Source organism: Geodermatophilus sp. YIM 151500, from assembly GCF_025716945.1.
In the GTDB taxonomy this organism is placed as follows: domain Bacteria; phylum Actinomycetota; class Actinomycetes; order Mycobacteriales; family Geodermatophilaceae; genus YIM-151500.
In genome coordinates this window covers 69832-83176 of record NZ_JAOVZT010000014.1, presented here as the reverse complement: position 1 = coordinate 83176, position 13345 = coordinate 69832, and the positions used below count along the sequence as shown (strand labels likewise).

Sequence of the window (13345 nt, the reverse complement as noted above, 5' to 3'; positions counted from 1 at the left end):
CGGTGGCGGCAGTGCGGAGGCCGGCGTGCTCGTCCGGCAGCTCGTCACTCGTGGGCGCCCGACCTCCGGAGCGATCCGGACGAGGGCGCAGTCAGCAAGCTTACCAATTCATCCGCCGCCCGGCTGACGTCGTCGTTCACCACGACGGCGTCGAACTCGCCGGCGGCGTCCAGCTCGGCCTGCGCCCTCACGAGCCGCCGCTCCTGCACGGCAGGAGGTTCGGAGCCGCGGCCGGCGAGCCGGCTGACCAGCGCCGCCCAGGAGGGCGGGGCGAGGAAGACCAATTGCGCTTCGGGTTCCCGGGCGCGCACCTGTCGCGCGCCCTGCAGCTCGATCTCCAGCAGGGCCGGGGCCCCGGACGCCAGTCGGGCGCGGACCGGGGCCACCGGCGTGCCGTATCGGTTGCCCGCGTACTCGGCCCACTCGAGCAGGCCGTCGGCCGCGATCAGCCGGTCGAACTCCGCGTCGTCGACGAAGTGGTAGTGAACGCCGTCGACCTCGCCCGGACGCGGACGACGGGTGGTCGCCGACACCGACAGCCACACGTCGGGATGCCGGCGCCGCACCTCCGCCACCACGGTGCCCTTGCCCACCCCGGAGGGGCCGGAGAGCACGGTCAGCCGTGCGGTCGGTGCGTGTGCCACTCGTCGTCCCCGTCCGATCGTCCCGCGGGCCGGTCCCCGGCCCGCGGGCTCACAGAGCCTGGTCGGCCGGGACCTGGTCGGCCTCCACCTTCTCCCCGCCGAACTCCTGCTCCAGGGCCCGGCGCTGGTTGGCGCCCAGGCCCCGGACCCGTCGGGTGGGCGAGATCTCCAGGCGCTCCATGATCTTCGCAGCCCGCGCCTTGCCGACACCGGGGAGGGATTCGAGCACGGCGGAGACCCGCATCTTGCCGATCACCTCATCGGACTCGCCCTGGCGCAGGACGTCACCGACCGTGGCGCCCTTGCTCTTGAGCCGCTCGCGGAGCTCGGCCCGCGCTTTGCGGGCCGCGGCGGCCTTCTCGAGGGCGGCGGCGCGTTGTTCGGGGGACAGTTCGGGAAGCGGCATCGTTCGACCCATTCGTGTCGTGCGCCGGACGTGGTCGACCCGGCGGGTCAGGCGGTCGTTCGGTCGGGACGGGGAGCCCGCGGCTGAGCCCCGCAGCCAACCTAGTTCCCGGCATATCCGCTGGTCACGCCCCGATTGCGCGCCGTCGGCGAACGATGGGCGACGACCGTTCACGCACCGTCCGCGACACGGGTGACGGTCCGTCATCACCGCTGGTCAGCGTGCCCCGCCGTCCGGCGGTCCGGTCGGGTCGCCGGACGCCGGACTCCGGCGTGTCGCGCGGGCGACACGCCGGTGACGGCCGCGTGACCTGCTCCGACACCGATGAGCCCCGCCCCGCACGGGCGGTCCGACCACCGTCAGGCGGGACGACGTCCCGGCGAACGGTATGCCCGGCGGACGGGCGGACCGGTGCGACGGCCGGAGTGTGGCACGCTGACCGCGTGGTGGGGACGGAGCGCAGGACCATTCACCGGACGGAGACGGGGTGGTCCTACAAGGGGCACGTCGTCCACGCGGCTCCGGGGGTGCACGAGTACGCCGTCGAGCTGGTCCGCCGCAACCTCCCCGAGGGCGGCCGGATCCTCGAGGTCGGGGCGGGCTGCGGGGCGCTGACCCTCCGGCTGCGCGATGCCGGGTTCGACGTCGTGCCGACCGACCTCGAACCACCGCACGAGTGGATCCAGCCGCTCGACCTGGACGAGCCCGAGTGGACCGACGAGACGCGCGGCCCGTTCGACATGGTCGTCTGCGTCGAGACGCTCGAGCACGTGGAGAACCCCCGCAAGGTGCTGCGCACCATGCGGTCACTGCTCCGGGACGGCGGCACCTTGCTGGTCAGCACGCCGAACGTGACGCACCCGCACTCGCGGCTGAAAATGCTGCTCATGGGCGCGCCGTACATCTTCGGCCCGTCGCACTACTACCAGCCGGGCCACATCTCGATCCTGCCCGACTGGATGCTGACCGAGCACGTCCGTCTCGCGGGGTTCGACCGCATCGAGGTCACGACGGCCGGCGACACCTTCTACACCGGCATGCGCCGGGTGGCCCACCGGCTCGAGATCGCCGCGCTACGCGTCCTCGGGCTGCGGCTGCGCGCGGACCGTGGCGAGGGCATCTGCACGTTCGTCACCGCTGTCGCTGCCTGACGGCCGGATGCCAGCCCGCTCGACGGCCGGCCGCGCCGACAGGACGACCGGAGGATCGCGCGGCAGAGTCGGGGTACCGCCCTGCCGGCAACCGTCCCGTCTCCGCGCGGGCGGGATGCAGTACGTCGCGGACACGACCCATCTGTCCACTGACCTGCACTTATGCGTTGCCCAGCTTCGCTCGACCCACCACCAAGGTCCACGCCGGACCGCCTCGCACGCGACGACACCGCCCCACCCGGCGCCCGCTGGCGCACCTACCGCCCCGACGGCACCCCGATCCTCATCCCCACCGACCCACCGCTACGCGCCTGAGCCGTCAACCAGGCAGCCGCGCAGGACCCGGGTGACCGCTGCTCGGGCCCCGCATGTGCGCGCGTCCGCACGGGCACAGGCCGATCGTGGCAATCGCGAACGGCGTCGCAGCCGGCCTGGCCGGCGTCTGCGTCGACGAACACGGTTGCCTCATCAACTGATCGAGCCGGCTATCTGGCCAGCTCGGCCGTCCAGCGGTCGGCGGCGGCGCGCAGCGCCGCCGGATCGGGGCCTGCGGCCAGCACGTCCCGCGACACGGTGGGGACGACGGCCCGGTGGTCCCCGAACAGCCGGCGCAGGTCGGCCGGAGAGCCGCCCTGGGCACCCAACCCGGGCGCCAGCACCGGCCCGCCGAGGCCATCGAGGTCGACGTCCAGTTCGGCCAGCGTCGCGCCGACCACCACGCCGAACGAGCCCGTGGCCGGCCCCCACCCGCCCGCGACGTCGCGGACGGCGGCCACGTCGGGCAGCGGGTCGCCGACCACCCACCCCGGCGTGTTCCAGCTGCGCACCGCGTCGACCACCGCCTGGGCGACCGAGCGGTCGCCGACCCGCGCGTGCTGCAAGGTGCCCGCGTCGGGGTTCGAGGTGCGGGCCAGCACGAACAGGCCGCCGCCGTGCTGCCGTGCGGTGTCGACCGCCGACTGGAGTGCCCCGGTACCCAGGTACGGGCTGACCGTCAGGGCGTCCACCGCGAGCGGATGGTCGGGGCGCAGGTAGTCGGCGTAGGCGCTCATCGTCGACCCGATGTCGCCGCGCTTGGCGTCCAGCAGCACCAGTGCCCCGGCGGCCCGCGCCCGGGCCACGCCGTCCTCGAGGACGACGAGGCCCCGCGAGCCGTGCCGCTCGTAGAACGCCATCTGCGGCTTGAGCACCGCCACCGTGCCGGCCAGCGCCTCGACGACCGCATCGGTGAACCGCGCCAGGCCGTCCGGGCCGTCCGGCAGGCCCCACGCGTCCAGCAGCGGCGGGTGCGGGTCGATGCCCACGCACAGCGGGCCGCGGGCGAGCACGGCATCGGACAGCCGCCGGCCGAACGGCGCAGTCACCGGTCCCCTTCCACGGCGCGCGGCAGCGTGGCACCCAGCGCGGCGATGCAGTCGCGGGCCAGGTACGGGTCGGCGAACGCACCGGACGCCGACTGCACCGCGTCCGCGCCGAGCGCGAACAGCGCCGCGCAGGAGGCCACGTCGGTGACCCCGCCCATCGCGAGGACGTCGAAGTGCGCACCCCCACCCTCCCGCAGGGCGACGAGCCGGCGGGTGAAGTCCAGTGCGGAGTCCCGCGCGGCGATCCCCGACACGCCCGCCAGCCGGCGGCCGGGGAAGGTCGGCTCGCCGTCGCTGCGGCGCACCACGCCCTGCAGGGTGTTGATGCCGGCGATGCCGTCGACCAGCGGCGCCAGCCGCGGCACCAGCGCGGCCAGCCGCCCCTCGTCCAACCAGGACAGCTTCGCCACCAGCCCGGTGCGGTCGCCCAGCGCCCGGCGCACGCCCTCCACGACGGCGACGGCCGCGTCGGCGTCCAGGCACAGCGGCGGCTTCACCCCGGACGCCGACCGGTCCAGCGTGTTGGGGCAGGACAGGTTCAGCTCGACGACCGGTGCCCCGGCCTCCTCGGCCATCCGCGCCGTCCGGGCGAAGTCGGCGACCAGCGCGCCGATCCCGCCCCCGTCGGCGTCCTCCCCCATCACGCTGACCAGCAGCAGCTGGTCGTCGTCGAGCACGGCCAGCGACCGCTCGAGGTCGGCCATCCACTCCTCGGGCGCCGGCGACGGGACGCCGAACGAGTTGACCGTGCTGACCTCCGGCGCGCCGGGGTCGACCCAGTCCCAGGGGTCCGCGACGACCTCGACCGCCGCGCCCGGCGGGAAGCTCGCGGTCGACCGGGAGGCGAAGGCCCAGTTCGGTCGGCGGTTGGGCTCGTGTGCCCGGCTGCGCACGGTCTTGTAGGTGAGCACGCTCCAGCCGTTGCGCGCGTTGTGGCGCACCTCCTCCGCGCCGCCGTTGAGGACGCACGCGGGCACCCCGATGGGGAAGCCGACCGCGCGACCCAGCACGCGCCAGCGCCTGCCGCCGCCCGCTCGCGGTCGCTCGGGCAGCCGCGGGCCGAGCGGCGCGGCGAGGTTGTCGCGGTAGGAGCCCCGCACGTCGTAGGCCGGCGTCCGGAGCCCGGCGTCGGCGAGCACGCCGGCGTGCCCGGCGAAGTAGAGCACCCGGGTGAGCAGCGGCAGGTCGTCGTCCCCCGCCCGACCGTCCGCGAGCCGGGCCGCCAGCCCCCCGGCCGCCGCCGCCAGCGCGTCGAGCTCCGGCTCCGGCGGTCGTGCGAACCGCGTGATGCCGGCGAGGAACTCCGCCGTCAGGCCGGCGACCAGGCCGCGTGCCAGCAGGTCGTCGCGCACCCGCTGGACGGCCATCCCGGCCGACACGGCCGACGGGGCGGGGGTCACGGGGTGGCGCGGGGGCGGGCGGCGGCGAGGGTGGCGTGCAGCCGCTGCAGGCTCCGGACGCCGACGTCGCCGCGGCGCAGCCCCTCGATGCCCTGCACTGCGGCGGCCATCCCCTGCACGGTGGTGATGCACGGGATCCCGGCGGCGACGGCGGCGGTGCGGATCTCGTAGCCGTCGAGCCGCGGCCCGCTGTTGCCCGGCGACCCGAACGGCGTGTTGACCACCATGTCGACTTCGCCGGCGAGGATCCGCTCGACGCAGTTGCCCGGTCCCTCGCTGTACTTGCCGACCACGTCGCAGGCGACCCCGTTGCGGCGCAGCACCTGGGCGGTGCCGGCGGTCGCCAGCACCCGGAACCCGAGGTCGGCCAGCCGCTTGACCGGGAAGATCGCCGAGCGCTTGTCGCGGTTGGCGAGCGACACGAACACCGTCCCGGACGTCGGCAGCGACCCGTACGCGGCCGCCTGCGACTTGGCGAAGGCGGTGCCGAAGCCGGCGTCGAGACCCATGACCTCGCCGGTCGACTTCATCTCCGGGGAGAGCACGGTGTCGACGCCGTGCCCCTCGACCGTGCGGAACCGGTGGAACGGCAGCACCGCCTCCTTGACCGCGATGGGCGCGTCCTCGGGCAGGTCGGTGCCGTCGCCGGTGGCCGGCAGCACCCCGGCTACCCGCAGGTCGGCGATCGACTCGCCCACCGCAATCCGGGCGGCGGCCTTGGCCAGCTGCACCGCGGTCGCCTTCGACACGAACGGCACCGTCCGCGAGGCCCGCGGGTTGGCCTCGATGACGTGCAGGATGTCGTCCTTGATCGCGTACTGGACGTTCACCAGACCCCGCACGCCGATCCGCGCGGCGAGCTTCTCCGTGGCCGCGCGGATGCGCACCAGGTCGGCCCGGCCCAGGGTGATCGGCGGGAGCGCGCACGCCGAGTCACCGGAGTGGATGCCGGCCTCCTCGATGTGCTCCATCACCCCGCCGAGGAACAGCTCGGTGCCGTCGTAGAGCGCGTCGACGTCGATCTCGACCGCGTCCTCGAGGAACCGGTCGACCAGCACGGGGTGCTCCGGGCTCACCTCGGTGGCCTTGGCGATGTACGCCTCGAGCGTGGCGTCGTCATAGACGATCTCCATCCCGCGCCCGCCGAGCACGTACGAGGGCCGGACGAGCACCGGGTAGCCGATGCGCGTGGCGATCTCCCGCGCCTCGGCGAAGGTCGTCGCGGTGCCGTGGGCCGGCGCGGGCAGCCCGGTGTCGGCCAGCACCCGCGAGAACGAACCGCGGTGCTCGGCGGCGTCGATCGCCTCCGGCGCAGTGCCCAGCACGGGGACACCGGCGTCCTTGAGCCGCTGGGCCAGGCCCAGCGGGGTCTGCCCGCCGAGGGTGCAGATGACCCCGGCCACCGGACCGGCGGCGCGTTCGGCCTCGACGACCTCCAGCACGTCCTCGAAGGTGAGCGGCTCGAAGTACAGCCGGTCGGCGGTGTCGTAGTCGGTGGAGACGGTCTCGGGATTGCAGTTGACCATGACCGCCTCGTAGCCGGCGTCCTGCAGCGCCAGCACCGCGTGCACGCAGGAGTAGTCGAACTCGATGCCCTGGCCGATCCGGTTGGGGCCCGACCCGAGGATCAGCACCGCCGGCTTCTCCCGGGGCGGCACCTCGGTCTCCTCGTCGTAGGAGGAGTAGTGGTACGGCGTCCGGGCGGCGAACTCGGCAGCGCAGGTGTCGACGGTCTTGAAGACCGGCCGGATGCCCAGCCGCCACCGCAGCCTCCGGACGCCGTCCTCGCCGGCGAGCTCCGGTCGCAGGGCCGCGACCTGCCGATCGGACAGGCCGTGCCGCTTGGCCCGGCGCAGCAGGTCCGGCGTGAGGGACGGCGCGTCGCGGACCTTCCCACCGACCTCGCGGACCAGTGCGACCTGGTCGACGAACCACGGGTCGAAGCCGCTGGCCTCGGCGACCTGCTCGACCGTGGCCCCGGCCGCCAGGGCCCGCTCGGCGAGGTACAGCCGGCCGTCGACCGGCGTCCGCAGCGCCTCGAGCAGCTCGCCGGCGGATCCGCCGTCGGCCGGGTCCCCGCCCGTCCAGAAGCCGGCCACCGAGGTCTCGGTCGAGCGCATCGCCTTGCCCAGCGCCTCGGGGAAGTTCCGGCCCAGCGCCATCACCTCGCCGACGCTCTTCATCGTCGTGGTCAGCCGCGGGTCGGCGCCGGGGAACTTCTCGAACGCGAACCGCGGGATCTTCACGACCACGTAGTCGAGCGCAGGCTCGAACGACGCCGGTGTGACGCCGGTGATGTCGTTGGTGATCTCGTCGAGGGTGTAGCCGATGGCCAGCTTCGCGGCGATCTTGGCGATGGGGAACCCGGTCGCCTTCGACGCCAGCGCGGACGACCGGGACACGCGCGGGTTCATCTCGATGACGACGAGCCGGCCGGTGTCCGGGTGGACGGCGAACTGGATGTTGCAGCCGCCGGTGTCGACGCCGACCGCGCGCAGCACGGCGATGCCCACGTCGCGCATCCGCTGGTACTCGCGGTCGGTGAGCGTCATCGCCGGGGCCACGGTGACCGAGTCGCCGGTGTGCACGCCCATCGCGTCGACGTTCTCGATCGAGCAGATGACGACCACGTTGTCGCTGCGGTCGCGCATCAGCTCGAGCTCGTACTCCTTCCAGCCGAGCACCGACTCCTCGACCAGCACGGTGTGCACCGGGGAGTCGGCGAGCCCGTGGGTGGCCATCCGGCGCAGCATCGGCTCGTCGGTGGCGAATCCCGAGCCCAACCCGCCCATGGTGAAGCTCGGCCGGATCACCACCGGGTAGCCGACCTCGGCCGCGGTCGCCAGCGCCTCCTCGACGCTGCCGCACACCTTCGACCGGGGTGCGTCGGCACCGACGGAGCGGACGATGTCCTTGAACAGCTGCCGGTCCTCGCCGCGGTTGATGGCGTCGACGTCGGCGCCGATCAGCCGCACCCCGTACCGGTCCAGCGTGCCGTTCTCGAACAGCCCGATGGCCAGGTTCAGCGCGGTCTGACCGCCGAGGGTGGCCAGCAGCGCGTCGGGCCGCTCGGCGGCGATGACCTGCTCGACGAACTCGGGCGTGAGCGGCTCCACGTAGGTGGCGTCGGCCACCTCCGGGTCGGTCATGATCGTCGCCGGGTTGCTGTTGACCAGGCTGACCCGCAGCCCCTCGGTTTTGAGCACGCGGCAGGCCTGCGTGCCCGAGTAGTCGAACTCGGCGGCCTGGCCGATGAGGATCGGCCCGGAGCCGATCACGAGCACGTGCGAGATGTCGGTCCTCTTCGGCACGGTCAGGCCACCCCCGCGTCGCGTCGGCCGGTGCGGTCGGGCGTCCCCCGCGGTCCCGCTGCCATCAGGCCTTCTCCCCCGTCGTGTGCTCGACGACCGGCGGGGGGCCGACCGCCTCGCCGTCGTCCCGGTGGGCGGCCATCAGGTCGACGAACCGCTGGAACAGCGGTGCGGCGTCGTGCGGTCCGGCCGCGGCCTCGGGGTGGAACTGCACGCTGAACGCGGGCACCTCCAGGCAGCGCAGGCCCTCCACCACGTCGTCGTTGAGGCCGACGTGGCTGACCTCGACCGCGCCGTGGGGCGTGCCGGTCGGGCGGTCGAGCGGCGCGTCGACGGCGAACCCGTGGTTGTGGCTGGTCACCCGCACCGTGCCGCTGACCCGGTCGAGCACCGGCTGGTTGAGCCCGCGGTGGCCGAACCGCAGCTTGTAGGTGCCCAACCCCAGCGCGCGGCCGAGGATCTGGTTGCCGAAGCAGATGCCGAACAGCGGGCGGCGGGCCTCGAGCACCCCGCGCACCGCCTCGACCGCGTAGCCGGCCGCGGCCGGGTCGCCGGGGCCGTTGGAGAGGAAGACCCCGTCCGGGCCGGCGGCGAGCAGGTCGGCGGCGGTCGCGGTGGCGGGCAGGACGTGGGTCTCCACGCCGAGCGCGGCGAGGTGCCGTGGCGTGGCGGTCTTGATGCCCAGGTCGAGCGCGGCGATCGTGAACCGCTTCTCCCCTTCGGCGGGCACGACGTACGGCTCGGTGGTCGACACGCCCGGCGCCAGGTCGGCGCCCTCCATCCGGGGTGCCGCCTGCACGCGGGCGAGCAGCGCGTCGCGGTCGCCGCGCTCGCTGGTGATCCCGACCCGCATCGCACCGCGCTCGCGGATGTGCCGGGTCAGCGCCCGGGTGTCGATGCCGCTGATGCCGACCACGCCCTGCGCGGCCAGCTCGTCGTCGAGGCTGCCGGTCGCCCGCCAGTTGGCGGGCCGCCGGGCCGGGTCGCGGACGACGAAGCCGGCCACCCACATGCGGCGGCTCTCGTCGTCCTCGTCGTTGACGCCCGTGTTGCCGACGTGCGGGGCGGTCATCACGACGACCTGCCCGGCGTAGCTCGGGTCGGTCAACGTCTCCTGGTAGCCGGTCATGCCGGTCGCGAAGACCGCCTCGCCGACCGTCGTCCCCACGGCGCCGTAGGCCTCGCCGCGGAACGTCCGCCCGTCCTCGAGCACGAGGACCGCTTCTCTCACTTGACAGCCTTTCCGTCGAGCACGGTCGCCTCGCCCCGCAGGAACGTCGCGACCACCCGCCCGGGGAGCTCCCGGCCGGCGTAGGGGCTGTTGCGGCTGCGGCTGGCCAGCGCGGCCGGGTCGACGACGGAGCGGTGCGCCGGGTCGACCAGCACCAGGTTGGCCGGCTGCCCGGCGGCCAGCGGCCGGCCCTGCGACCGGGCGCCCAGCCCGGCCAGCCGGCCGATCGCCGCCGGCCGCGCGGACATGCGGTCGGCGACGCCGCGCCAGTCCAGCAGACCCGGCTCCAGCATCGTCTGGACGACCACGGAGAGCGCCTGCTGCAGCCCGAGCATGCCGGGCCGGGCCTGGGCCCACTCGCTCTCCTTGTCCTCCACCGCGTGCGGCGCGTGGTCGGTGGCGACGGCGTCGATCGTGCCGTCGGCGAGACCCTCGCGGAGCGCGTGCACGTCGGCGGTGGTGCGCAGCGGCGGGTTGACCTTGAAGACCGGGTCGTAGGTCTCGGCGCACTCGTCGGTGAGCAGCAGGTGGTGCGGGGTGACCTCGGCGGTCACCTGCACTCCCCGGCCCTTCGCCCAGCGCAGCAGCTCGACCGACCCGGCCGTGGAGACGTGGCAGACGTGCAGCCGGCCACCGACGTGCCCGGCGAGCAGCACGTCGCGGGCGATGATCGCCTCCTCGGCGGCGGCCGGCCAGCCGGTCAGCCCGAGCCGGGCCGAGCGGTCGCCCTCGTGCATCTGCGCTCCCGCCGTCAGCCGCGGCTCCTCGGCGTGCTGGGCGACGACGCCGTCGAAGGCCTTGACGTACTCCAGCGCCCGGCGCATGAGCGCCGGGTCGCTCACGCAGGAGCCGTCGTCGGAGAACACCCGCACGCGGGCGGCGGAGTCGGCCATCGCGCCGAGCTCGGCCAGCCGCTCGCCGCGCAACCCCACCGTCACCGCCCCGACCGGGACGACGTCGACCAGGCCGGCCTGCGTGCCCAGCCGCCACACCTGCTCGACCACGCCGGCCGTGTCGGCCACCGGGTCGGTGTTGGCCATGGCGTGCACGGCGGTGAAGCCGCCGAGCGCGGCGGCGCGGCTGCCGGTCTCGACCGTCTCGGCGTCCTCCCGGCCCGGCTCGCGCAGGTGCGTGTGCAGGTCGACCAGGCCGGGCAGGGCGACCAGCCCGCCGGCGTCGACGACCTCGGCAGCGGCCGACGACAAGCCGGCGCCCACCTCGGCGATCCGGCCGTCGGCGAGCAGCAGGTCGACGGCGGCCTCGCCGTACGGTCGTGCGCCCGTGATCAGGTAGGTCGTCACGCGGTGGGGTTCCCTCCGAGCAGCAGGTAGAGGACGGCCATGCGCACCGACACGCCGTTGCCGACCTGCTCGACGATGGTCGAGCGCACCGAGTCCGCCACTTCGGCGGCGATCTCCATGCCCCGGTTCATGGGGCCGGGGTGCATGACGATCGCGTCGTCGGCGAGCACGGCCATGCGCGGGGCATCCAGGCCGTAGCGGCGGCTGTACTCCCGGGCGCTGGGGAAGAACGAGGCGTTCATCCGCTCGGCCTGCACCCGCAGCATCATCACCACGTCGCTCTTGGGCAGCACGGCGTCCAGGTCGTAGCTGACCGAGACCGGCCAGCTGCCGACGCCGACGGGCAGCAGCGTCGGTGGCGCGACGAGGGTGACCTCGGCGCCGAGGGTGTGCAGCAGGCCCACGTTGGACCGGGCGACCCGGCTGTGCAGGACGTCGCCCACGATCGCCACCCGCACGCCCTCGAGCCGGCCCAGCCGGCGGCGGATCGTGTAGGCGTCGAGCAGCGCCTGCGTGGGGTGCTCGTGCGTGCCGTCACCGGCGTTGACGACGCTGCCGCGCACCCATCGCGCCAGCCGGTGCGGGGCTCCGGAGGCCGAGTGCCGGACGACGATCGCGTCGCTGCCCATCGCCTCGAGCGTGAGCGCGGTGTCCTTGAGGCTCTCCCCCTTGGACACGCTGCTGCCCTTGGCCGAGAAGTTGATGACGTCGGCGGAGAGGCGCTTGGCGGCCAGCTCGAAGGAGATCCGGGTGCGCGTGGAGTCCTCGTAGAACAGGTTGACCACCGTGCGCCCGCGCAGCGTCGGCAGCTTCTTGACCTCGCGCCCGGCGAGCGCGGTGTCGATCTGCGCGGCGGTGTCGAGCACCAGCGTCGCGTCGCCCCGGTCGAGGTCGGCCGCTTCCAGCAGGTGCCGCTTCACCCGCGCACCCCCGTCCGGCCCCGCGCACGCTGCGCCGCGCGTCCCTCGCCCGCCGCGCGTCCCTCGCCCGCCGCGGTGCCCGCTCCCCGTCGCCTCACAGCTGCTCCCCCTCGGTGACCAGCACCTCGTCCACGCCGTCCACCTCGGTCAGGTGCACGCGCACCTGCTGGCTGCGCGAGGTGGGCACGTTCTTGCCGACGTAGTCGGCCCGGATGGGTAGCTCCCGGTGGCCGCGGTCGACCAGCACGGCGAGCTGCACGGCCCGGGGCCGGCCGAGGTCGCGCAGCGCGTCGAGCGCGGCGCGCACCGAGCGGCCGGAGTACAGGACGTCGTCGACGAGGACCACGAGCCGGCCGTCGATCCCCGCGGTCGGCAGCACGGTGGATTCCAGGGCCCGGACGCCGCGCAGCCGCAGGTCGTCGCGGTACAGGGTGATGTCGACCGTGCCGGCGTCGACCGCGGTGCCGGAGAACGCCTCCACGCGGGCGGCCAGCCGGCGGGCCAGCGGGGCACCCCGGGTGGGGATGCCGATCAGCACGAGGTCGGCCAGACCGAGATCGGAGCCGCTGCTGGCGACCCGCTCGATGAGCTGGTGGGCCATGCGGTCGACGACGCGGGCCAGGTCGGCGGCCGGGATCAGGACGCCGCCGGGCGGCGACGGGGCGCCGAACGAGGGCGCGCCGCGCGGGGCAGGCTCGGGCGAGCCGGCCATCGGGCCTCCTTCCCCGCCTCACGGGACGGGTCGTTAAAGGAGCGGGTGGACCGGGGACGACGGTACTGCACCGGGCGCCGTCGCCCACCCCGGCCTCGGGGCAGACGGTCCGCCCAGGTCACGCCGGTGGTGCTCACTGTCCGCACCTGAACAACTACTTCCTTCGAGCGGAACTCCGGGTGTTGCACTTCCCGACAGGCCAGTACGCTGCGTGACGAGCATGACCTTTCCTCGACCACGGACGGTGAGCAGCACAGCTATGAGCACCGACTACTCACGGGCCCTCGGCGCCCGGCTCCGCGCCATCCGCAACCAGCAGGGCCTGTCCCTGCAGGGGGTGGAGGACAAGTCGCACGGCCGGTGGAAGGCGGTCGTCGTCGGGTCCTACGAGCGCGGCGACCGTGCCGTCACCGTGCAGCGCCTGTCGGAGCTCGCGGTGTTCTACGGCGTGCCGGTCTCCGAGCTGCTGCCCGACCCGCGCCCGTCGTCCGCCGTCACCTCGAGCACCAAGATCGTCCTGAACCTCGAGTCGCTGGGCTCGCTGCCGGCCGACGAGGCCGGTCCGCTGGCCCGCTACGCGTCGACGATCCAGGCGCAGCGGCACGACTACAACGGCAAGGTGCTGTCCATCCGCGCCGAGGACCTCAAGTCGCTGGCGATCATCTACGACATGAGCCCCGACGAGCTGACCACCCGGCTGATCGAGTGGGGTGTGCTCTCCCCCGGCATGGAGGGCATCGTCGGCTCCGGCGGAGACGAGGACGAGGACGAGCCGATCGACCCCCACTGGGAACGCCGCCGCTCCCCCCGCTGACCCGCGATCCCCGCCGAGCACGACCGCGATCGATCACGAGGTCGCAGGGGCTCCGCGCAGCCGGGGGACGGCACGTGGCCGCGGTCGGTCG

At 74.2% G+C, this 13345-nt stretch carries 11 protein-coding genes; 2 read left to right on the top strand and 9 right to left on the bottom strand.

All coding sequences use genetic code 11. The features are described from left to right. Positions 1-44: 44 nt before the first annotated feature. Complete coding sequence (gmk, locus tag OF117_RS19180) at positions 45-644, bottom strand: guanylate kinase (RefSeq protein ID WP_263554448.1); 600 nt, start codon at positions 642-644, stop codon at positions 45-47. Between the two features lie 49 nt (positions 645-693). Further along, positions 694-1050, bottom strand: a complete 357-nt coding sequence (gene mihF, locus OF117_RS19175) for an integration host factor, actinobacterial type (RefSeq protein WP_263554447.1) — start codon at positions 1048-1050, stop codon at positions 694-696. A 443-nt stretch (positions 1051-1493) separates the two neighbouring features. Between mihF and OF117_RS19170 the strand changes: the two genes are divergently transcribed. Beyond that, on the top strand, positions 1494-2201 hold the full coding sequence (locus OF117_RS19170) for a class I SAM-dependent methyltransferase (protein WP_263554446.1): 708 nt from the start codon (positions 1494-1496) through the stop codon (positions 2199-2201). A gap of 485 nt (positions 2202-2686) precedes the next feature. Here OF117_RS19170 and pyrF read toward each other — a convergent pair whose 3' ends face one another. From pyrF to pyrR, 7 genes are all read right to left on the bottom strand, one after another. Beyond that, positions 2687-3565 carry an orotidine-5'-phosphate decarboxylase gene (pyrF, locus tag OF117_RS19165; RefSeq protein ID WP_263554445.1) on the bottom strand — a complete coding sequence of 293 codons (879 nt, stop codon included), beginning with the start codon at positions 3563-3565 and terminating at the stop codon, positions 2687-2689. Next, positions 3562-4965 carry a dihydroorotate oxidase gene (locus OF117_RS19160; RefSeq protein WP_263554444.1) on the bottom strand — a complete coding sequence of 468 codons (1404 nt, stop codon included), beginning with the start codon at positions 4963-4965 and terminating at the stop codon, positions 3562-3564. The genes pyrF and OF117_RS19160 overlap by 4 nt, the downstream gene beginning before the upstream one ends. Further along, entirely contained in the window at positions 4962-8276 is a 3315-nt protein-coding gene (carB, locus tag OF117_RS19155; protein WP_263554443.1) for a carbamoyl-phosphate synthase large subunit, read from the bottom strand. The genes OF117_RS19160 and carB overlap by 4 nt, the downstream gene beginning before the upstream one ends. 64 nt (positions 8277-8340) lie before the next feature. After that, entirely contained in the window at positions 8341-9507 is a 1167-nt protein-coding gene (gene carA / locus OF117_RS19150; protein WP_263554442.1) for a glutamine-hydrolyzing carbamoyl-phosphate synthase small subunit, read from the bottom strand. Beyond that, positions 9504-10808, bottom strand: a complete 1305-nt coding sequence (locus tag OF117_RS19145) for a dihydroorotase (protein WP_263554441.1) — start codon at positions 10806-10808, stop codon at positions 9504-9506. The genes carA and OF117_RS19145 overlap by 4 nt, the downstream gene beginning before the upstream one ends. Further along, the gene (locus OF117_RS19140) at positions 10805-11728 is read right to left on the bottom strand and encodes an aspartate carbamoyltransferase catalytic subunit (protein ID WP_263554440.1); all 924 of its coding nucleotides are present in this window, start codon (positions 11726-11728) and stop codon (positions 10805-10807) included. The genes OF117_RS19145 and OF117_RS19140 overlap by 4 nt, the downstream gene beginning before the upstream one ends. 94 nt (positions 11729-11822) lie before the next feature. Beyond that, positions 11823-12440, bottom strand: a complete 618-nt coding sequence (pyrR, locus tag OF117_RS19135; RefSeq protein ID WP_263554439.1) for a bifunctional pyr operon transcriptional regulator/uracil phosphoribosyltransferase PyrR — start codon at positions 12438-12440, stop codon at positions 11823-11825. A gap of 259 nt (positions 12441-12699) precedes the next feature. Here pyrR and OF117_RS19130 point away from each other — a divergent pair, with 259 nt between their 5' ends. Continuing rightward, complete coding sequence (locus OF117_RS19130) at positions 12700-13254, top strand: transcriptional regulator (RefSeq protein WP_263554438.1); 555 nt, start codon at positions 12700-12702, stop codon at positions 13252-13254. Positions 13255-13345 lie beyond the last annotated feature (91 nt).